Source organism: Paraburkholderia sp. MM5482-R2, assembly GCF_050436125.1.
In the GTDB taxonomy this organism is placed as follows: Bacteria; Pseudomonadota; Gammaproteobacteria; order Burkholderiales; family Burkholderiaceae; genus Paraburkholderia; species Paraburkholderia tuberum.
Genome location: NZ_JBNDLP010000003.1, coordinates 2,199,237 through 2,221,017, shown reverse-complemented (window position 1 = coordinate 2,221,017; position 21,781 = coordinate 2,199,237). Strand labels below are relative to the sequence as shown.

Below are 21,781 nucleotides of genomic sequence, written 5' to 3'. Positions count from 1 at the left end.
CACTGCCTTTCGGCATGAGTGAAATTTCGGATGGCGTGGCTCCGGGTCTGCCGCAGAACTCCCCCGTCCTCGCGGCGGCCGGCAGCCCGCCAAAAAGGTACCTGATGGACAACTCTGCGCACGAACAGGCGATTCGCGATGCGATTTTCGAGCATGGGATTTTTGCCGCCGGGCAAATAGGAAACTGGCAGGTTCAGCCGGACGCGTTTCGGCGTCATGAAGCCGCGTGGCGCTTCGAAACGGCTGATATCGAGGCCGAACTGCGCCGCATGCAGGCTGCGGGACTGGTGACTTGCAATGAGGCTGGCTTCTGGCATGCACTGCCAGCTGGTCTTGTTGCCCGCGAGACCCGGTGGCAGGCGACAGGTCGACGGCATCGATCGCTTGGCGCGGGGGAAGCGGCCGCCGACGATCTCGTGCTTGCGATCGTCATGAGTGGCGGGTGGGAAATACATCCCAACGATTCGCCTCAGTTTCCGGAACATGAACTGGCGGTGTATCTTGCTCACGTATCCCCGGCAGAGCGCGAAGGGGCTACCCAGTCGCTGGTTGAACGTGGCTTGCTCACCCGCGAAATCGATTGGGATGATTTCCGTTTTAACGGCGTACCGTTGCGCACCACGCCGGATGGCGATCGCTACTACGCCCAAGAGGTCGTCCCTCGGCTTGGGTTGACATTGCCCGCGACGATCCTCGCCCCGGCTGCTGATGAACGCCTTCCGTTCGACGAGCTTGGCCTGCCGCCAATCGTGGCCGATAATCTGCGCTTCCGATGGGAGGAAGCCGCACGCTGTGTCGAGGCACGAGCCTGGTTAGCTGCGGCGACCGTATATGGATCCATCCTTGAGTTGGTCCTTCTTGACTGGCTGCGCCGCGACCAGCCAGCCGCCAGGATGGCCACCGCTGCTCCCAAGGACAGCAAAACCCGGCAGGTATTGCCGATCGACTACTGGTCGAGCGCGGCGCTGATCAAGGTCGCAGCCGAACTTCAGTATCTGGATCCAAGTCTGGCTCGCCACGCCAACGCGGTACGTGACACGCGCAACCTCATTCACCCGGACCGACATCTTCGGGAACGCAGCGCGCCTGACGGTGATGTTGTACAGATCACCCAGCAGGTGGTTCAGGCCGTCCTGCAGGCTTTGGCGCGTGCAACACGCGAGATACGGTGATATGAGCGCTCGCGCCGGTCTGCTTGGATCGCTTTCACCGACAGACTCTCGTCGGCGATGATTTGCGGCGCTGGGGGTGATGGAGCCTGATTTGTCGCGACGATGACAATACGCCAACAACAGTGGATTGCCGCATCGACGCTGCTCCCCGACACAGAACAACAGAACAACTGATCCCGGTGTCACGGATCGCCGTATAGGAGCCAATTGATGATCGGCGCATAGGCGCCAGCGCAGGATCGGCGTAATGGAGCCAGTCGATGATCGCCGTAATGGCGCCACCGGATGATCGGCGTATAGGCGCCACCTGCGCCATGTAGCAGAACGCGGTTCGAACTTTCCCAACTGGGTACGCTTCGCTCTTTTCTGAGCGGAGCGCCCATGGCCAACCGGAGGTTCGAATTGTTTGAGTACCGCCAAGTCCTTGTCCGCATGCGGCAAGGCGATTCCGACCGCGACATCGCGCGCGTCGGGCTGATGGGTCGCAAGAAGCTCACCGCCGTGAGGCGCGTCGCCCTGGAGCTCGGCTGGCTCGATCCGGCACAGCCGCTGCCGGAAGACACCGTGATCGCCGGACGCTTCGGCCGCACGCCGCACCTGCCCAGCACCTGCGTGTCGACGCTCGAACCCTTTCGCGAGCAGATTACCCGCTGGTTCGAATCCGACGTCCAGGGCACGACGATTCACAGCGCCCTCAAACGCAACCACGGCTACACCGGCAGCTACTCCGCGGTGCGCCGCTTCCTGACGCATCTGAGCGCCGGACGCAGCGTCGACGCAACAACGATCCTGGACTTCCCGCCGGCCGACGCTGCCCAGGTCGACTTCGGCGCCGGCCCGGCGCTTGCGCACGAGTCCGGACAGGCGCTCAAGACATGGTTCTTCGTCATGATACTGTGCTGGTCGCGTCATCAGTACGTCGAGCTGGTGTTCGACCAGACGGTCGAGACGTGGCTGGCGTGCCACCGCCGCGCCTTCGAGTGGTTCGGCGGCTGCCCCGGCCGGATCATCATCGACAACGCGAAGTGCGCGATCGTCAGGGCCTGCACGTATGACCCCGAGGTTCAGCGCTCCTACGCGGGCCTGGCTGAGGGGTACGGTTTCAGGATCGATGCCTGTCCGCCGCACGACCCGCAGAAGAAAGGCGTCGTTGAGTCGGGCGTCAAATACGTCAAGAAATCCTTCGTGCCGCTGCGCATGTTTCGAGATCTGGCGGACGCCAACCGGCAGTTGCGCGAATGGATCATGCAGGAAGCCAGCGTCCGTGAACACGGCACGACACGCGAACAGCCGCTCGTGCGTTTCGCCATCGAGAAGCCGTTGTTGACGGCGCTGCCCGATGTGCCGCCGGTGCTTGCCGCGTGGTCCACGGTCACCGTTCATCGTGACGCGCACATCCAGCATCACAAGGCCCTGTACTCGGTGCCGTTCGCCCTGGTTGGCAAGACGCTGTGGCTGAAGGCGACCGACACGGTCGTGCAGCTGTTCCATCAGCATGAGCTCGTCGCCACCCATCCCCGGCTGCGCAAACCCGGCGCGCGCTCCACCGTACGCGATCACCAGCCGCCGGCGGCGCAGGCGTGGCTCGAGCACGATCCGCAATGGTGTCTGACTCAGGCCAAGGAGATCGGCCCGTCCTGCCATGCGCTGATTCTGGCGCTGTTCAACGATCAGGTGCTCGTCAACCTGCGGGGTGCGCAAGGCATCGTCCGACTGCGCAGCAAGGTCGGCGACGCCCGGCTCGAGGCCGCCTGTGAACGCGCGATGGCGCATGCCAGTCCCAGGTGGCGAACCGTCAAGACGATTCTGGACAAAGGCCTGGAGAGCCAGCCCGCGCCGCAGTCCTCGCCAACGCTCACCGACACCTACGTCAACGGCGGCCGCTTCGGTCGCGACCTTCAATCTCTGCTGATCCATTAAACCGCCCATGAATCCCAGTCCTGAACTGAACACGACCCTCAAGCAACTGCGCCTGTCCGGCGTGCTCGACTCGCTCGAGCAGCGCAACCGGCAGGCCATCGACGGGCAGCTCGCGTACACCGAGTTCCTCGCCATGCTGCTGCACGACGAAGTCGCGCGCCGCGACCAGAAGAAGCTCGGCACCCGGCTCGCCCGTGCCGGCTTCGCAATGGGCAAGACACTGGAGACGTTTGACTTCGACCGCCTGCCTAACCTGAACCGCACACACATCCACGATCTGGCCACCGGCCGCTATATCGACGAGAAGGTCGCGATCCTGATTGCCGGGCCAACCGGCACCGGCAAGTCGCACCTGGCGCAGGCACTGGGCAATTGCGCCGCGCGGCAGGGGCGTGATGTCGTGTTTGCCACGCAGACCAAATTGCTGAACAGTCTGCAGGCCGCGCGTGCGACCGGCACCTACGAGCGCAAGCTCAAGCAACTTGCCGGCGTACCGGTGCTGATCGTCGATGACTTTGCCCTCAAGCCGCTGCGCTCGCCGCAAGATGAAGACTTCCACGATCTAATTGCAGAGCGCTATGAGGCCGCCGCGACCATTCTCACCAGCAACCTGGACTTCAGCGAATGGGGCGAGGCATTCGCCGGCAACCGCATCCTCGGTGCCGCGACGCTCGACCGCCTACGTCACGGCGCCTACCGCATCGTGCTCGACGGCGACAGCTTCCGCACACCCAAACCCATGCCCGAAGCCGACCACACGCGTCTTGCGAAATCGGCTAAAAAAACGCATCCTTGAGCCCGTTCGAATCCGCGTTTTACTCCACTTCCAACTGGCACCATTACGGCGATCATCCCCGGCGTCATTACGCCGATCCGTGACACCCGGTTCACGAGGCGTTCGAAAAAGTGCACGGTGCGGTCGAGCAGTAATGTCTTCCTCAGCGTTGCCAACAAACACGTCACACTTCTTCAAGCCACTCGACATTGGCGGCAACCTTGCCGACCATGCCGGCAGCGAACTGGTGATTCGGTCGTCCACGATGGACGCTTTGTGAACTACCAGATCAAGCTCGGCATCGCCGAAGAAGGCATGGTAGTTCCAATTTACCTCAGGATGGCATGGCCGCGGTGTACCCGCTGCAGCCCTGTCTGGCCTGCGCCACGCATCAATGTCGAGGTCACCGGGCACAACGCGTTCGAAACAAAATCCGACGCCGTTATGCCAACGATGACGGAGCAAGGCCGATCTACGCCAACTAAATGAGTCTCGACAAAGAGCTCCCCTTTTCTCGAGCCCCGTTTATATTGCCCCAATAAGCGGCGACGCGGAATCACCCGCGCCGTTAGGGAAGTGCAACTTATCGTGCGTTAACGGACGACTACTCGCCGCCATGCGACCAAAAGTCCAGATTTTCCACCCTTTCCGCTCTGGTGCTGAGGGCCCGGAAGCGCCTCCGGATAAGAAATTCACGTTCAGCCTTTTTTGAATGCTCACAATAGGCATCGAATGCAGCAGGCAATGCTGGCGCTGCATCGCATGCGCGAGCAACTTGTGAAGTTCCGGACCATGCAAATCAACGGCTTGCGCGGACGGCTAACCGAGTACGGCGAAGTTACGGCTAAAGGACGGGCGTCGATTGACAAGGCGATACCCGAGATTCTTGTCCGGGTTGCTGACCGCGACCGCGGCGGTTGCGATGATAGGCGACGCGAAGGCGTTTCGATCGGGGCAGGAGTTTGCCGCGTGGGCGGGACTGGTGCCGAAGCAGACCGGTTCGGGTGGCAAGGTAAACCTTCACGGCATAAGTAAGCGCGGCGACACATATTTGCGAACGCTGCTAATCCACGGTGCACGCAGTGTGTTGATAAATGCGAAAGAACCAGGCGCGTGGGTCGAGCAGCTGAAAAAGCGGTGCCATCCGAACGTGGTGATTGTCGCACTGGCAAACAGAATGGCGCGGACGATCTGGGCGGTACTAGCCAATGATCGTCCGTACCAGAAGGGATACGTGAGCATACATCCAGCGGAAGTGGGAAACGTCTCGTAAGAAATTGACTCTGTTGAAGTGGAGCGAAGGTTGCGTTGGGAATCGAGAGTGATGGCAACACAGGTCGGACCGTGATTCGCTTCCCCGACTACCTGTCAGGTCCGGTCCAGGCTAATACACATTAACTCAAACCAACCAGCCTCCACGATTCCCGGGGCGGTTCACCGGTGCGCTTGACGTGAATCCCCACTTGCGCATCTGGATTGCTGTTCGTACGTCAACTCTTTCGTCGACTCTGCGTCCGGAACTCAGTAGGCGACATCGAGAGCTCTTTACGGAAAAGCTTCGACAGTCTCTCTCCGTTGCTAAGACCGGTTCTACGAGCGATCTTGTCCACCGGAAGATCGCTGTTGGCGAGCAGCTTGCACGTAAGATCGAGCCGCGCACCAAGAAGGTACTTTGAAGGCGTAACACCGAGCTCCCGTTTGAACAGACGCAGGAAATTGCGCTCACTCATCGAAGACGTGCGCGCCGCATCGCCCACCGATATGGGCTTCGCGCAATTCTGGACGATCCAACGCGCCGACGCACGTGCTTTCTCGGCGAGCGTCTTTGCATCCATCTCTTCGAACGCGGGGGCCAATGTACGCCCGCTATCCGAGCCGAGACGGTCCGCCACGCGCGCGGCCAACTCCGCTCCCAGATCCATCTTGAGCAGTGCGAGCGAGGTCACCAAAGCCTGATCGCGATCATGCTCCGCAGCGCTCGCGGATAACGATCGGAGACGGATATCATGCTTCACCGAAGGCCAATCGCATCGCGCCACGCCGGCAGCCGACAAAACCATGTGCCCATTCCCGATCGCGGTCACACGGACGCCTCTTGCACAAACCAGTCGCAACAGATCAATGAGGTTGTCGTCGACGGAGGCGTGCGCGACACCACTTCCGCTGGGAACGAAGAGGTTGTCGAGACGATCGAAATCGCGCGTGGAAAAATGCTCTGTCCAAACCATCATCGATGACGAGCACGCAACCGCTCCACCGCCAGCCGAGATGAGGTTCACGCGATATGTCACGGAATGATTCGAACTTTGCGATTGTAATTCATTAGCGACATGCAGAGCTTCGGCGAGCGTACCGGCGTCCAGCAACGAAAATCCGTCATACAAAATAATCGCCACGTGCTTCACGATTGTCGAACATTGAACAGACCGAATGTCCTGTCTCGGACAATCAAGCGGTGCTAGCGCGTCAGATAAGATTGGCGTCATGCGGCCTCCAGTTCGGCAGGTTTCTATTCGTCACACGGAAAAAAGACAGGATTTCCATGTGGTGTCGGACTTCGATTCTCTCGTTTTCAGATTTATCCTTGCCGTTTTAATCGACAAGGTTTCTGGCGAGAAAAATACGTTGCCGAAGGGCGGTGGTGCAAGCCCGACATCCAGGTCGCGGCGCGCGATAAAAACGACTGTCAGCAGAAAATGCAGCGGCCTTGCCTCAATGTCGAGATGCAAGGTGTCCGCTTCAAAATAGCGGAGGCGTCACTGCAATATGGGCAGCAACCCGGTAATCAGAAAGAAAATAGTAACAACAAGCATCGACTTCTCGTTTCGTATAACGATATCGGGAGTCTGCGCCTGATGCGAATCAGCGAGGTTCCCATATATCGGTATTCCTGGTTCAAGCGTATTCTTCATATAGTAGACTTTGAAGATAAACTGGCGAGATAATGAGAAGTTGTGCCACGTAAATATCGTTACACGCCATAACTTACCGCGTGAAAAAAAATCCCACCAATTACTTTCAACCTTTATCGGCCGGACAGGGCTAAGTTTTGACTTAATGAAACTACGGCGCGTTCAACTGGCCGCATACCCTGGTGAATTAGTAGGGAAGGTCTGCAAAAGTCCAGGTGTTGACGTCTGGGTGGACGAAAAGCGCTGCAAGGCGAAGCCGCTTCAGATCTAGTCCCGGCTAATACATCTGATTGAATCATCCATGCCCATGGCTTCACCGAGTCTCGTGACCGCAACCATACAAATCCGGTCTCCGGCCTCTTCGAGCGTGATGGTCTGTTCTTTGTAGGCCAGTGCGATCGCCTCCACTGCACGCATAAAGAACTCCGACTCCTCATCCGTCCAGTCCACGGGAAGGTCAGCACTAAGCCATTCTGAATTCATCCCTGCCTCCTTAGGATACCTTGTGAGGTCCACGAAGCAAGCTGGATCTCGCTCATTTGCGCTAGCACCGGATCCGAAGACTGTTAAGTGGGCCTACGTCGTCGCGCGGTCTCCGAGGTCTCGTTTGCCGAGAACTGAGCTGCGAAGCCGTGCCTCAAACTGGAGGAGAATCGTTTCTTTCGAGAAATTGGATGCGGCGTATTGCCGTCCGAGGGTGCCAAGGCGCTCACGAAGCGACGGGTCGTCGGCGAGACGAAGGATGGCGTGTGACAATGCCGTGAAAGAGCCGGGCTCGACTGCGACGCCGACCGAGTTGATGACGCTCCATAACTCGGTACCTTCATTCGCAGTCGCAATTACCGGTCGGCTGCTCGACAGCATTGGGCCAAGCTTCGAAGGCATGACGAGATCCGCGGCGCCCGCAACCTGTGGAAGGACGTGTATGTCCGCAAGCGATAGCAATTCATTGAACCGCTCTTTAGGTTGCAGCCCGAGAAACTTGACGTTCGGTACGTCACGGGCCTTTTCGAGCAGGACATCTTTTGCTGGTCCAGCGCCACAGATCAGGAACATGATGTCCGCGCGCCACGTGAGAAGCTTTGCAGCGTCGACAATGATTTCCAGACCTTGCTTAAGTCCGAGATTGCCTGAGTAGAGGACGACCAGCGCTCCGTGGCCGATGGTGAGCTGTGCGCGATAGGGGTTGTCCGTGCTGTTTGGATGCGCGTGTTGAGTATCGACCCAGTTGGGAAAGGTGAAAGCTTTTTCCGAGGAGACCCCCTTCTGCACGGCGAGCCGTGTCATCGCTGCGGAGGGTGTCGAGACGACGTCGGCGCGTGACATCAACCATCTTTCCACGCGCAAAGCCAGCTTTCTTGCGACATGGCCTTTCAGTATGCCCAGTCGAAACGCTGCGTCGACTTCGTAGTCCTGTACATGAAGCCAACATGAGGCGCTGGCGACGCGGGCGGCGAACAACGCGACGGGAGACGCGAACAAAGGTGGCTCTACGAGCCACACGGCGTGCGGACGCCACGCGATCTGCCACAGAGCGGCCGGACTCGCGAAAACCGCGAAGCTCATCAGATGTAGCACGCGCTTCAGACCCGACGGGCGCTTGGGGCACCAGAAGGGAACGCGTATGACGGAAACGTTGTTGATTTGCTCAGTCGAGTACGTCAACGCGTTATAGCCAGCCTTGATGCGCCACTCAGGATAGTATGGAGACGCGGTTATCACGCGTATCGTGTGCCCCTGTAATGCGAGCCACTCCGCAAGCTCCGCGGAGTACTTTCCCACCCCTGTCACCTCTGGGGCATAGTTGAGCGAGATTATCAGCACTTTCATTGAGTAATCCACATCTTGGGAAAAGAAGATCAAGTCTGCGTTGGGCACGGGAACGTACGACCCATGCGTTCGGACTCTGATGGAGGCTATCGTGTCAAAGCTGCGCGTTCGCCTTCTTGATTCGAAGATCGCAGATATCAAATTGCCCGGTCGGACAAATGCTTGTCGTGCCTCGCCTAGATGGGCTTCGCCAGCGAGGACATATGATCGCAAGTCGTGTGGGCGCAGGAGGCCTGGTGCCGGTCTCTTGCCACTCGCGGTGGGCGAAAGCCGACAACTTCTTGCCAATTTCCGTCTTGACCGGGGGAATCAGGGCGCGGCGCTTATATTCCTTTCACGTCGACGAGATTCAAGTTCGCCACATGCGATCGCGTGAACACGCTGTGCTAACCCATCCAGTGCCTCGGCACACAGCGGCTTTGACGGAGAGCTCGTACAACCATGCCATGGATACTGACACGGTTAATCTGGCGGACTACGCACAGACCTTACTAAGGAACTGACGTCTTATCGCCGCGGTAACGCTGATCGTCGGTAGAACATTCTCGTCATTCAATTCAAGGCGCGGGCTTGACGAGCATTTAGCGGGAGCTAATCGTGCAAAGCGTTCAGTTGACGGGGACTCCCATCATACTTTCGAGATTCATATTCGGCACCGCCAGTCTTTTCAACAGTGGCTCCGAAAAAGCAAGGCGACGACTATTATTCTCTGCGGTGGACGCCGGGTTCACCCATTTCGACACGGCCCCCTACTATGGCTTTGGCTTGGCCGAGCGCGATCTTGGCCACGTTCTCAAAGCACGACCGGAGGTCACTGTCACCACCAAAGTCGGTATCTATTCGCCCGGCGGCGAGGAGCAAAGCGGGGCCGCTGTTTTTGTTCGCAAGGCGACAGGGCGCTTCATAAAGACCATCTCGGGTCCAACGGTGGATTTCTCAGTCGCCCGGGCGAAGAGAACACTCGAGGGCAGTTTGCGTCGTCTGAAGCGTGACTCTATCGACATCTACGCGCTGCACGAGCCTGAACTTTCCCTGCTCAATACTGATGAATGGTTGAAATGGCTCGAGAGTCTCCTACGTGACGGAACGGTCCGTACTTTCGGCCTCGCGCTAACTACGGATAAGGTCGAACCGTTCCTCGCTGCCGGCTCCGAACTGACCCGCTTCATTCAGGTCCACGACAGTCTCACCGGTCGCGAGGCTGACGTACTGACCTGCTACCGCAAGCCCTTCCAGATCACTTATGGTTATGTCTCCGCGTCCCGCAAGGAGGGGTCGCCGCTGTCCGTGACAGAGGTTCTGCGTCGGGCACTACTTCGCAATACCAATGGCGCAATCATCGTGAGCACGAAGCAGTTGGCCAGGCTGCAGCAATATGCCCGGCTCGCGGAGGAAACGGCCGATGCTCAATGACCTGGGCGGGCAGGGCGCGATTTCGCGGGCAGCCGATTTCATAGTCATCGGCGCGGGAACCGTCGGCCTACCGATCAGCGTACTATTGGCGCGGAAGACAGGCGCAACCGTCATCTGCCTGGAAACCGGCGGATTGCGCCAGGAAGAGGACACGCATCCGCTCAATGAAGTCGTCCAGCAGGGGATGTTCTACAAGGGTGCCTCGCACGGACGTTTCCGATGCCTGGGCGGTACCTCGATGCGATGGGGCGGTGCCCTCATTCCCTTCCAAAACTCTGATCTCTGCAATGCCCACTGGCCGATCTCACTCGATGAACTAACCCCTTTCATCGGAGACGTCGAGCGGCTATTCTCCCTGGAACCGGGCCCGTATTCCGACGTCTCCTTTCCGTTCGAACTCGGTGGGACCCATGTCAATCGTCTCGCCAAGTGGCCAGAATTCCGGAAGCGCAATGTAGCGGCGTTGTTGGACGCTGACGTCGCTGCGGCAGCCAACCTTCAGGTCTGGTTGAATGCCCATGTCGTCAAAATCAAAACTCAGACTGAAGGCGTCCGACTGGAAGCGGTATCGCCAAATGGTGACAGGCTAGCTATTTCGGGGAGGAAGCTCATCGTCGCCGCTGGCGCGATCGAAACAACCCGTCTGGCATTGCTAATCGACCGTCAGAACAATGGAGCCGTCTCGGCCCTTACGTCTGCGCTCGGTCATAACTTCACGGATCATATTTCCGCAGAAGTAGCGGAAATCGTCGCCTCCGAAAGCGCTTTGCTAAATAAGATCGTCGGCTTTCGATTCGGCGCCGCCGGTTCAATGCGCAATATTCGTTTCGAGCTAGCGCCACAAGCGGAGGCGCGGCGGCATCTGCCGCCAGGTTTCTGCCACATCGGGTTCGAGGTTGAGAAACCCGGTGGCTTTGATGTGCTACGGGAGATATTCCGGAATGTACAGCGTCGTAAGTCACCGCCGCCACGAGTAATGTTCGATTTGATTGCGAATACCCCCTGGCTTGCGCGCGCCATGTGGTGGAGGCTCGTGAACAAACGTCTACTGTTTCCCGCCCACTCGCGCCTGATTGTCCATGCGGTGGTTGAGCAGCTTCCATCTCCCAACAATCGTATCACTCTCAGCGATACGTGCTGCGACCGCTTCGGCTTGCCACTCGCTGAGATCAACTGGAGGTTGTCCACGGAAGACAAAGAAAACGTAATCGAGACATCGGAACTATTTGAAAGAACTTGGAGAACGAGCAAATTCGCCTCGCTTGGCGTATGGAAATCGATCGAGCCAGAGCAAATCTGGGCCAACATCGATAACGCAGAGGGCATTTTCCATCCCACAGGTTCGACTCGCATGGGTGCTTGCCCCGCCGATGGCGTGGTGGACAAAAACCTCAACCTCTTCGGTGTCGCGAATGTCCAGCTGCTTGCCACATCAGTCTTGCCGACGGGAGGTGGGGCGAATCCGACTATGATGCTCCTGCTGCTGGGGATGCGATGTGTCAATCAGCACGCTGCCGGCAGCACCCCGCCAAAAGCTTGATGCTTTCCGCCAACCGCGGGTATTGAGCCGTGTGGACGCTACGATGGTCCGTTGAGAGAGGAGTCTATGCCTAAAGATGCAATCAACCGGGAAGGCGTTCGTCCGAGCATAATCCTGAAAGGCGTGAATTCGAGACAGGGACCTTCATTTTCGTTGTCGAACAGATTTCTGAGGGTTCTTTGGGGCGTCATCTACGTCGTTTTCTTCGTGCCGACGCCGCGTGTCTTTCATGCGTGGCGTCGCTGGATTCTGCGACTATTCGGGGCCACTATAGGCGCAGGTGTTCACGTCTATCCGCGTGTGCGCATCTGGGCGCCATGGAATCTTTCGATCGGCGACTTTACAGGCGTTGCCAATGGAGTGAACTTGTATTCCATCGAACGCATCACGTTAGGTGAGCGTTGCACGATATCGCAGGGCGCGCAGCTCTGTACAGGAAGTCACGACTACAACCATCCGACGTTTCAGCTAACTGCAAAGCCGATTATTGTGGGATCGGACGCGTGGGTGTGCTCTGAAGTCTTCGTTTGCCCTGGCATTCATATCGCGCCGGGAGCGGTTGTAGGCGCGCGATCAGTGGTAACGCGGAGTCTGCTGGATGAGTGGACTGTGTATGCCGGCATGCCAGCAAGGAAGATTTCTCTTAGAGTCAAGCACGGAGAGCCCAATGAGCAAAGTGTCTGTACTAGTGCTGACGAAGAATGAAGAACAGGATTTGCCTGGTTGTCTTGAGACCGTCATCGGGTGGTCCGACGACATCCACGTATTTGATTCGCTCAGCACAGACGGGACCGTCGCGTACGCTCGCTCGGTATGCGCGAACGTGATCTCCAGACCATTCGACGACTGGTCCACTCACCAGAACTGGGGATTGAAAAACATCCCATTCAAGCACGAATGGGTGCTGTATCTGGATGCCGACGAGCGCGTTCCCCCATTGCTCGTACCGGAGATTGAAACGGCGGTCTCGAACGCCGGCGATGCGGTGGCGTTTCAGATTAGACGCCGCGACTTCTTCGATGACAGGTGGCTCAGGCACGTGCAGGCTTCACCGTACTTCGTTCGGCTTTTCAGGCCCCAGCATATCCACTATGAACGGCTCGTCAATCCCGTCACCGTGGTGGATGGCAAGACTGGCCGGCTCGACGGCTATCTCGATCACTTCCCTTTCAGCAAGGGGCTATCGCACTGGCTTTCACGGCATAACGCCTACAGTTCGCTGGAAGCAGATCAGTTCCTTCGCAATAAGGCGAACGGCAACAAGTTCAGCCTTTCCAAGGCGCTGTTTGCGGCCGATTTCCAGACTCGCCGCTATCATCAAAAGCGCCTGTTCTACCAACTTCCATGCCGCCCGGTGATCAAGTTCGTTCTACTTTACTTGGTTCGTCGAGGCTTCCTCGACGGACACCCGGGCTTGGTGTATGCGACGCTGCAGTCGGTCTATGAGTACTTCATCGTTCTGAAAGTCAGGGAGAAGATGAGGGCGGCGAGAACGCAAGTCGATCGCCCTACGTTAAGCGAAGAATTGAAGAGTTGAACCGCGCATGCGCGTTATGATGAATGTCAGTGTCAGCCGGAGATCCCGCCTTGAGAACCCTTCACATTATCTCGTCAATCGAGCGAAGATATGGTGGTCCTGCTGAGGCGCTCAAACGGCTCGCGACGGAGCTCCGGCTTTCCGGACACACTACCGACATTGTCTGTCTTGACTCATCTATTGATGCTGACAAATCGGACGACAATGCTTTCGATCTGGTTGTCAGGCTAGGCCACCACGCTGGCAAATACGCGCTCAACTTCAGGCTTGTTGGGTGGCTGACACAGCATGCGAACCGGTACGATGCAATTATCGTAGACGGCATATGGCAGTTCCACAGCGCGGCGGCCGTTCTCTCGCTTCTTCCGAAAAAGATCCCATATTTCGTGATGCCGCACGGCATGCTCGATCCATGGTTCAACATCGGCCGCCCGTTGAAACATGCCAAGAAGTTAGTCTATTGGATATTTGTGGAGCGTCATGTCATCAGCAATGCGAAGGGGGTTCTCTTCACCACCGACAGTGAGCGCGAACTGGCGCGCTTGGCGTTTCCGCTGTACAGGGCGAAGGAGCTGATGATGATGATTGGCACGGCACCGCCACCTTCGACGGAAACCTTGGACGTTGCACAGCGGCATTCGCTAGCGACGCCGGGCAAGATTATCCTCTTTCTCGGGCGAATTCACGAGAAGAAGGGCTGCGACTTGCTAATCCAGTCGTTTCACGATCTCCAGAACTTGAGCACCGACTATCGCCTCGTCGTCGCAGGCCCCGACGATCATGGACTCGGGGCGAGATTGCGTCGCGAGGCCGTGCGGCTCGGCGTCGCGGATCGTGTTAGCTGGCCTGGCATGGTAACGGGGGCGCACAAGTGGTCCCTGCTGCGCGCTGCCGACGTCATGGTTTTGCCCTCGCATCAGGAAAACTTCGGCGTGGTGGTGGCCGAAGCACTAGCGTGCGGCGTGCCGGTGCTCTTGACCGACAAGGTTGGAATCTGGCAAGAGGTCGTTGCCGATGGAGCCGGGTTCGTGGACGACGACACGCGAGAGGGTATCACCCGCCTTCTGACGCAATGGGCAAGGCTGCCGGACGACGAGAAGGTTGCGATGCAATGTTCGGCAAAGCGGTGTTTCAACAATCGGTTTCATATCTCCAGAGTCGCGCAGAACTATATCGCGTTGATGAGCAAGCAGGTCGCGTAAGCATTTCTGCTTTAACACACGCGTGCAGGATGGCTGTCGCAGGAAGTTGATTTCGTCAGCGCGATTTTACGCTCAACCGTTGCTGCCCCTTCCAGGACATCTCATTCGCGGAAGAGCAGCGTCAGAGGATCACACGCTCCAATGCCGCTTGCAGATAATTTTTTCGTGCGCGCACCGGTCTCCATCCTGCGGCTCTGTTTTCGTCGCTTGCCGTTTGGTATCGGAGCCTCGGAAGGGCGCGACAGGGATCGCTATGTGCGCGCCGCGCGTTCCGCTGCATGCAATGCGGTGAGTGCCGCGATGGGCTTTGCGGTAGTGCTGCTCTCGGTCTCTTTGACGCTTCCGTATCTCGGGCAAGAGCGCTTTGGCATCTGGATGACAATATCAAGCCTCGCAGTGATGTTGTCGGTGCTTGACCTTGGCGTGGCGAATGGCCTCGTCAACCTGGTTGCGGACGCGAAAACGAGCGGCGATCAAGAGAAACTGCAGACGATTGCGACTCGCGGCGTACTGCTGCTCGTGGTGATCGGCGCCGCCGCCGGGGCTGTGCTCGTTGGTGCCGTGAGGTTGCTGGACTTCCAAAGGCTGCTCAAGATCGAATCGGCAGACGTCACAAGAGAAGCGGTGGAGTCAACCGTGGTTTTCGTCACGCTGTTTTGCGTGAACATCCCACTAAGCGGCGTGAGAAAGGTTTTTTATGGTCTTCAGCGAGCATGGGAGCCACATATCGCTGCTGCGATCGGATACTTTTTCTCGCTACCGCTTCTTTATCTCTGCAACCGCTATCGCGCACCGTTGCCGTATCTCGTGCTTTCTACCTATGGCATGCAGGTCGGCACGACGTTGATTCTCGTTTGGCGTCTTCGCCGGGAGCGGATTTTTCGCGTTCATCGCGGCATATGGCTGGGAACGGGGTGGCAAGACTCGAGGCTGCTACTGCGGACGAGCGGCATGTTCCTGATTCTTCAACTTGGCATGATATGCGGCAGCGCATGCGATCCCCTGATCGTTTCAAACATTCTCGGCGCGAAGGAAGTGGCGAGACTGGCCGTTGCGCAGCGGTTGTTCCAGGCGATCACCGTCGGGATGGCCATGCTGTCGGGGCCGCTCTGGGGTCTCTATGCCGACGCACACTCGCGCGGTGAGAAGATGTTCATCAGGCACACGCTGAAGGTGTCCATGGGCGTCACGGGCGGCATCGCGGTGCTGACAAGCGCGCTGATTCTGGCAGCTTCCCCCTGGCTTCTGAAGGTTTGGACGGGCAATCACCTGGCTGTACCTTTCCCATTGCTGTGCGCGGCGGGGGTGCTGGCGGTGGTCGAAGCAATGGGAAACGCTTTCACCATCTTTCTGAATGGAATGAGCGAATTACGCCCCCAGTTGCTTGCCGTGCTGATCTTTAGCGCGGTATCCATTCCGCTCAAGGTATGTCTGCTCTTGAAGTTCGGCACAGTGGAATGGGTGGTCTGGTCCTCCATCATTGCGAGCATCATCGCCGACTATGGCGTCTATATCGGCCTCTGCAGGAAGCAGATTCTTGCGCACGCGTCGCTTGGTCCGCTTTCGTGACTCTCACACCCACCTTCTGAACGTATGGCCGACTTCCAGGAAAAGTTGCGGTTGGCGGGGGACGCGCTCAAAAACAGACGTGGAGCCTTGAGGAGAATCATGGCCGCCTGCTTCGGCCTGTCTGGCGCATCTGCACAAGCGGCGCAGCGGCAGGCATCGGGACAGCAGCCGTCGCACATGCAGAGCGGTTCGACCTCGATGCAGCCCGTGAGCGACTTGTCGCCCGACGACAGGGTGATAGTCAGCAGGTCTTCGCTCGCATACACCGAAATCCGACACCTCGCTGAATTTGTGCTTGCGCAAGGTCCGATTCAGGGCTACGCCAGCTTGCGTGACTACGGCGGACCGCTTACGAGACTGCTCGTTTTCCAGCACGCTGCGGGCGAACGCGATTTGGATGCTGCATATTATTGGCTCGATCCTACCGACGTCTTGAGCCGGGACAATGGTGGCACAGTGCTGGTTTCGAAGAGCGGAAAGCGTTGGAAGCGCGTATTCGAGGGCGACATCCATGCCCGATGGTTCGGTGCACGCGGTGACGGCACGACGGATGACGGTGACGCGATCAATCGCGCCGTCGCATTCGCAGGATCGCTCTATGCATCGACGGGCCGGACTCAGTGCGTTGTGCTTGATAACGGCACGTTCTACCTTGCAGCCGCGCGCGGAACGCTGGCCATCCCTTGTCACGACGATGGCACGGTTAAGCAGGGAAAAGGCAGGAGACTCCCGTCTGAGCCTGCCATGCGACAGCCCTATTGCGTAGGCGTATGGCCGGGGGTCAAACTATATGGGCATAACGCCGTGGTGAAGGGCAACTATCGCTACGGCATGGCGGACGCGTCGCAGCCAGTCACTTTCGGCTTGCTAGACCAATTCGACACGGCGATGGATGCAGGGCTCGAGAATCTGACATGCGTGGATTGCTTCATGGCTTTTGGCGCCCTGTCCGCGACGCTCGCAGGCTGCATCTTTGACAGACTTCACTTTGTCGGCTGCGGGGTGGGTATCTATGCGGCTGTGCTGGAACAGTGCACGTTCAGCAATATCGAGGCGCTGCGCACGGGCGTCCCTGTTCTTGTCGGAGGGCAATGGGTCGATCGCAACGACGACTACAACGAACGAGGCGGCTTCGCGGACAAGTGCACCATCATCAACGTACGTAACATCTATGACCGCGTCTATGGCGACGATGAGCGCAAGATCGATCAATGGTTCGATGCCACGTTCTTCAAGTCAATCAACAGCGAGCGCAGACTCAGCGCGCCGACTAATGCCGCGTCACCGGCGAGGGCGTATCCCTATCGGGGCATTTGCGGATTCTGCATACGCGTCATGGCGCGCTATGCGCGCCCTTCGAATAGCAATGTCTTCATGCAAATAACGCACGCTTACTCGCCGCGTCCCGCGGTGCTGGTTGATGCATGCCAATCGGCTGTCTTCAACGGCGTTTATATGGAACGCGTCGGCTATCGCGACCATCGCAAGCGAACCGGTGCCGTTGGCGCCGGATGGGACGATCCTTACCTTGGTCATGGCGTCCTCGTCCCGGGGTTCATCGGAGAACTCGACGTCTCCTCCTGCGTTTCCGGTGTCAACATCCAGCAGTCTTTCGGCGTTTCGGTCGTTCGATCTGACGGCCCTGTCGGATCCGTCCAGTCATCGGACTGTGTTTTCAAAGAACCGCAGCCTCGCTACACCCTGCCTGCCACCACTTTCACCGACGATGTGACGATACGCAGTGGAGCGCTTCGCGCATTGGAGGATGCCAGGCATCGGATCGGTGGATTGGGCCTCTACACGGTGCATTTCGATGGCGGCAGTTTCGACACTGAGATTTCCTGCCCGAAGGACGAAGAAGGGCATGCAGTCATGGTGTTGGTGTCACGCGATGCGAACCGCGTAGAGAGCGCGTCGTCCGGTCTCTATCTGCTGCAGCTTTCGCGTAATAGTACGAGCGCTCCGGTTGGAACGCTCGTGTCGGGAAGCGATGTCCTGCGTTTTGCTGTAAGTCCGCGGAACATGCTGGAACTACGAGCTACTGTCCGTGGCGCACACCACGTCGTGATGATCGGCAACCGGCCGTTCGAGACTTAGACCGACCCCGCATCTGAACGCCTCTTCAAGCAGCACTTCGTCACCGCTGGTAGCAAAACCGATTAATGAAACGAATTTCCAACCCACGACACCAAGGGTCACGCTACTGGCCAGTGGATCGTTTCATTCTAAACGACCGTCCTATCATGCCCGACAACATCTTGGCAATTTCGGTCTCGACACGGCGCAAGCAGCAGGCTTATCTAAAATAGACTGCGGCGGCGAATGTTCCGCATTCTCGAATTTCAGTCATTGAAGTAGTAGCAGAGTACCTGTCTAAATGGACGCACGGTCAACGCGTCGCGTCGTCGCTCCCGTAACTGGTTGCCCCTGGCGTTATCCCGCTGGCGGGCGCAAAGCACTCCACCCGAGAAACCATGGCCTCAAGGAAACAGATCACGCGCGATGATCCGCTGCAGGGCGACGAGATCTCCATCTCGGATTACCTTCGCACAATCGGCGAGAGCTGGCGTCTAATCGGCATGATTGCGCTCGGCGTTCTCGCGCTGGGATCGTTGTACGGCCTGATGCATCCGACCTTGTACCGGGCCGATGCGCTCATACAGATTGGCACTCCCGCGTCCAGCTCTCCCGAAGCCGAAGCGTTGGGCCGGCTCGCCTCGATATTCGATTCGAGGGTGAAAGCCGGTGCAGACGCCGAGATGGAACTCATTCGCTCACGCATGGTGGTCGGCGAGGCGGTGCAGCAACTGAATCTCCAAACTACGGCGCAACCTCGGTACTTCCCACTTATTGGCCGTTGGATCGCGCGACTCCGCAGCGGATCCGCCAGCATGAAACCCCTGTTTGGACTGCGGCAGTTCGCCTGGAGCGACGAGTCGATCGAAGTATCGAAATTCGATGTTCCTCATGCTGCAATCGGCCACGAATTCATCGTAAAGGCGAGACAGGCCCCGTACTTCAAGTTGATTGCACCTGACGGCAAAACGCTCGGAACAGGAGAAGTCGGCCACGAGCTGGTAGTGCCTTTCGGCGACGGCAAGGTGCATCTTCTCGTCAATAAGTTATCCGCTTCTCCCGGCGGTGAATTTACACTGAAGTCAAGTTCGGTAGAGGCCACGATTCTCGCGCTGAAAGATGCTTTGGTCATTTCAGAAAGAAAGTCGCAAACCGGCATGATCGGTGTTGCCCTGGAGGGACCCGACCCGGCGCGCACTGCGGACATCGTCAATGCGGTTGCTCAGCAGTATCTCGCTCAGGATCTTGCAAGGCGTACGTCCGAGGCCGAACACTCGCTTCTCTTCCTCGAGGGTCAATTGCCGAAGCTGCGGGACGAATTACAGCAAGCCGAGGATAAGTACAACGCCTTTCGTAATAGCAATGGAACCGTCGATCTGAGTGTGGAAAGCCGGTTGTTGCTGCAACAGGTTGTCGATCTCGATACCGCCTTGCGCGGACTCTTGCAGCAGCGCGACGACATCTCGCAGCATTACAAGGAGGGTTACCCGCTACTTACGGCGGTGGACTCGAAGATCGCCCGATTGCAACAAGACCGCGAAGCGCTGAGCCAGCGTGTTGCCAGTTTGCCGGATAAGGAGCAAAACGCAGTGCGTCTGATGCGCAACGTTCAGGTCGACACAGACCTCTATACGAATCTCCTGAACAGTGCGCAACAGCTTCGTGTCGTCAAGGCGGGCAACGTAGGCAACGTGCGCATTGTCGATCTCGCGGTGCCCGCCGAGAAGTCGAGCAAGCCTAACTGGCAGGTACTATTGTCGTTGTCTGCCGTGCTTGGGCTTGTACTGGGAATCGTCACCGCGTTCCTTCGCAAGGCGGTGTCTGGCGGAATCGAGCGAAGCGCCGAGATCGAGGCAGCCCTTGGAATACCCGTTTGCGCTGTCGTGCCGCACAGCGAACGGCAAATTCGTTTGCAGGAGGCAATGCGCCGCAAGGCTCCGGGCATACATGTGCTTGCTGCGGTATGGCCCGGGGATGTCGCGGTCGAAGGCGTGCGAAGCTTGCGAACAGCATTGCAATCGATCGGATCGGAAGTCAGGAACAATGTCGTGATGATCACAAGTTCCCGTCCCGGGGTAGGAAAGTCGTTTGTCGCGGCCAATCTTGCAATCGTGTTGGCGACAGGGGGGAAAAAGGTGCTCCTGATCGATGCCGACATGCGCATGGGCGACATACACAGATCCTTCAACCCGGCTGGCGGCCCCGGCTTGACCGAGTTGCTAAAAGGTGCGGCGTTTGACGACGTGGTCGTGCGCGATGTCATGAATGGCGTCGACCTGATCCCGCGCGGGGGCGAGACGCCAAACGCCGCGGACTTGCTCACGACCCGGAGACTGAGCGAGATACTCGATGTTGCATCGCGGCGGTATGACGCTGTCGTCGTCGATACGCCGCCTGTGCTTGCTGTCACCGATGCAACGCTGATCGGCCGGCAGGCCGGTACAACGCTGCTGGTCGTTCGGCACGGTCGGCATCCGGTGGACGAACTGTATGAGGCGCTCAACCGGTTGCGCAGTAGTGGCGTGAACGTGGCAGGAACGCTCTTTACCGATGTTCCGCTCGACAAGGCGCGATACGGTTCAGGCTACGGCAGGTCGGACGGGTACGGCAAAAGTGGCGGCGAGTCCAATGTCAGGACAGCCTGAACGAATCGCAAGAAGTATCACGCACAGCGAAGTATCAAAACAAGGAGAAGGAACCATGTCGAACAAGGTTGCACTGGTCACCGGTATCACAGGCCAGGATGGCTCTTATCTTGCTCAATTCCTGCTCGACAAAGGATATGAAGTGCATGGCGTCAAGCGGCGCACCTCGCTCTTCAACACGGATCGCATCGACCATTTATACGAGGACGACCACGCGTCGCAGCGCCGCTTTCATCTTCACCATGGTGACCTGACCGACTCGTCGAGCATCTTGCGAATTATTCAGCGGGTGCAACCGGATGAGATCTATAACCTCGCCGCGCAAAGCCATGTTGCGGTTTCGTTTGAAGAGCCTGAGTACACGGCGAACGCGGACGGCCTGGGTGCGCTGCGCATGCTAGAAGCCGTGCGAATTCTGGGCTTCGAGAAGACGGCCCGGTTCTATCAGGCGTCGACATCGGAGTTGTTCGGACTCGTGCAGGAAGTGCCGCAACGGGAGAGCACGCCCTTTTATCCGCGCAGTCCGTATGCGGTAGCGAAGATGTACGCGTACTGGATCACGGTCAACTATCGCGAGGCGTATGGCATATACGCTTGCAACGGCATTCTGTTCAATCATGAATCACCCGTTCGGGGCGAGACGTTCGTCACGCGCAAAATTACGCGCGCCCTCGCACGTATTGCAATCGGTTCGCAGAATTGCCTTTACCTTGGCAATTTGTCGGCGAAACGCGACTGGGGACACGCGCGCGATTACGTCCAGATGCAATGGCTCATGTTGCAACAGGACGAGCCGGAAGACTTTGTCATTGCATCTGGCGTGCAATACAGCGTTCGCGAATTCGTTCAGCAGGCGGCGTGCGAACTCGGCATCAAGCTTCGGTTTGACGGAAACGGAGTCGATGAAGTCGCGATCGTCGAAAGTGTGAGCAGCCGGGAATGCCGGGTCGCGCCCGGGACGGTCATCGTGCGAGTGGATCCTCGCTATTTTCGACCGACAGAGGTCGAGACCTTGCTCGGCGATCCGTCGAAAGCCCACGCGAAGCTGGGATGGGCACCGACCGTGACGTTCGGCGCTCTTGTCAGGGAAATGGTGTTGTCCGACTATCAGATCGCCAAGCGGGATGCGCTGATCACGCTGGCTGGCTACAGAGCGTTGGAGCATCACGAGTAAGGACGAAGTTTGGCCG

17 protein-coding genes and 1 pseudogene are annotated in these 21,781 nt (G+C 58.2%); 14 read left to right on the top strand and 4 right to left on the bottom strand.

The genetic code is table 11. From position 1 onward, the window contains the following. Positions 1 to 14 precede the first annotated feature (14 nt). The 5 genes and pseudogenes from OKW37_RS32245 to OKW37_RS32225 form a co-directional block, all read left to right on the top strand. A complete protein-coding gene (locus OKW37_RS32245; RefSeq protein WP_429403330.1) occupies positions 15 to 1,172 on the top strand; it encodes a hypothetical protein in 1,158 nt (385 codons plus the stop codon). 402 nt (positions 1,173 to 1,574) lie between these two features. Continuing rightward, entirely contained in the window at positions 1,575 to 3,092 is a 1,518-nt protein-coding gene (istA, locus tag OKW37_RS32240) for an IS21 family transposase (RefSeq protein ID WP_429404338.1), read from the top strand. Between the two features lie 7 nt (positions 3,093 to 3,099). Next, complete coding sequence (gene istB, locus OKW37_RS32235) at positions 3,100 to 3,888, top strand: IS21-like element helper ATPase IstB (protein ID WP_429403329.1); 789 nt, start codon at positions 3,100 to 3,102, stop codon at positions 3,886 to 3,888. Between the two features lie 255 nt (positions 3,889 to 4,143). Next, positions 4,144 to 4,356 carry a hypothetical protein gene (locus tag OKW37_RS32230; RefSeq protein WP_429403328.1) on the top strand — a complete coding sequence of 71 codons (213 nt, stop codon included), beginning with the start codon at positions 4,144 to 4,146 and terminating at the stop codon, positions 4,354 to 4,356. 243 nt (positions 4,357 to 4,599) lie between these two features. Then, positions 4,600 to 5,140 (top strand): annotated as a pseudogene (locus OKW37_RS32225) (IS110 family transposase); the annotation flags it as partial. A gap of 217 nt (positions 5,141 to 5,357) precedes the next feature. Here the strand turns inward: OKW37_RS32225 and OKW37_RS32220 are convergent. The 4 genes from OKW37_RS32220 to OKW37_RS32205 form a co-directional block, all read right to left on the bottom strand. After that, the gene (locus OKW37_RS32220) at positions 5,358 to 6,263 is read right to left on the bottom strand and encodes a GlxA family transcriptional regulator (protein ID WP_429403327.1); all 906 of its coding nucleotides are present in this window, start codon (positions 6,261 to 6,263) and stop codon (positions 5,358 to 5,360) included. A 120-nt stretch (positions 6,264 to 6,383) separates the two neighbouring features. Further along, entirely contained in the window at positions 6,384 to 6,596 is a 213-nt protein-coding gene (locus tag OKW37_RS32215; RefSeq protein ID WP_429403326.1) for a hypothetical protein, read from the bottom strand. Positions 6,597 to 7,046: 450 nt separating this feature from the next. Continuing rightward, entirely contained in the window at positions 7,047 to 7,262 is a 216-nt protein-coding gene (locus OKW37_RS32210; RefSeq protein WP_184067996.1) for a hypothetical protein, read from the bottom strand. Between the two features lie 93 nt (positions 7,263 to 7,355). Next, complete coding sequence (locus tag OKW37_RS32205; protein WP_184068000.1) at positions 7,356 to 8,609, bottom strand: glycosyltransferase WbuB; 1,254 nt, start codon at positions 8,607 to 8,609, stop codon at positions 7,356 to 7,358. A gap of 597 nt (positions 8,610 to 9,206) precedes the next feature. Between OKW37_RS32205 and OKW37_RS32200 the strand changes: the two genes are divergently transcribed. The 9 genes from OKW37_RS32200 to gmd all read left to right on the top strand — a co-directional run bounded on the left by OKW37_RS32200 (position 9,207) and on the right by gmd (position 21,765). Next, complete coding sequence (locus tag OKW37_RS32200; RefSeq protein ID WP_429403325.1) at positions 9,207 to 10,022, top strand: aldo/keto reductase; 816 nt, start codon at positions 9,207 to 9,209, stop codon at positions 10,020 to 10,022. Further along, positions 10,012 to 11,562 (top strand): GMC oxidoreductase, encoded by a 1,551-nt coding sequence (locus tag OKW37_RS32195; protein WP_429403324.1) that lies wholly within the window; start codon positions 10,012 to 10,014, stop codon positions 11,560 to 11,562. Before OKW37_RS32200 ends, OKW37_RS32195 begins: the two co-directional genes overlap by 11 nt. Before the next feature lie 66 nt (positions 11,563 to 11,628). Next, complete coding sequence (locus OKW37_RS32190; protein WP_429403323.1) at positions 11,629 to 12,267, top strand: putative colanic acid biosynthesis acetyltransferase; 639 nt, start codon at positions 11,629 to 11,631, stop codon at positions 12,265 to 12,267. Next, positions 12,230 to 13,099, top strand: coding sequence for a glycosyltransferase family 2 protein (locus OKW37_RS32185; protein WP_187613105.1), 870 nt, complete (start codon positions 12,230 to 12,232; stop codon positions 13,097 to 13,099). Before OKW37_RS32190 ends, OKW37_RS32185 begins: the two co-directional genes overlap by 38 nt. 50 nt (positions 13,100 to 13,149) lie before the next feature. Continuing rightward, a complete protein-coding gene (locus tag OKW37_RS32180) occupies positions 13,150 to 14,301 on the top strand; it encodes a glycosyltransferase (protein ID WP_429510017.1) in 1,152 nt (383 codons plus the stop codon). 141 nt (positions 14,302 to 14,442) lie between these two features. Continuing rightward, positions 14,443 to 15,870 (top strand): lipopolysaccharide biosynthesis protein, encoded by a 1,428-nt coding sequence (locus OKW37_RS32175; RefSeq protein ID WP_429403321.1) that lies wholly within the window; start codon positions 14,443 to 14,445, stop codon positions 15,868 to 15,870. A 99-nt stretch (positions 15,871 to 15,969) separates the two neighbouring features. After that, positions 15,970 to 17,967, top strand: coding sequence for a hypothetical protein (locus OKW37_RS32170; protein WP_429403320.1), 1,998 nt, complete (start codon positions 15,970 to 15,972; stop codon positions 17,965 to 17,967). 377 nt (positions 17,968 to 18,344) lie between these two features. Further along, a complete protein-coding gene (locus OKW37_RS32165; protein WP_429403319.1) occupies positions 18,345 to 20,591 on the top strand; it encodes a polysaccharide biosynthesis tyrosine autokinase in 2,247 nt (748 codons plus the stop codon). Positions 20,592 to 20,646: 55 nt separating this feature from the next. Then, positions 20,647 to 21,765 (top strand): GDP-mannose 4,6-dehydratase, encoded by a 1,119-nt coding sequence (gene gmd, locus OKW37_RS32160; protein WP_429403318.1) that lies wholly within the window; start codon positions 20,647 to 20,649, stop codon positions 21,763 to 21,765. Positions 21,766 to 21,781: the final 16 nt, after the last annotated feature.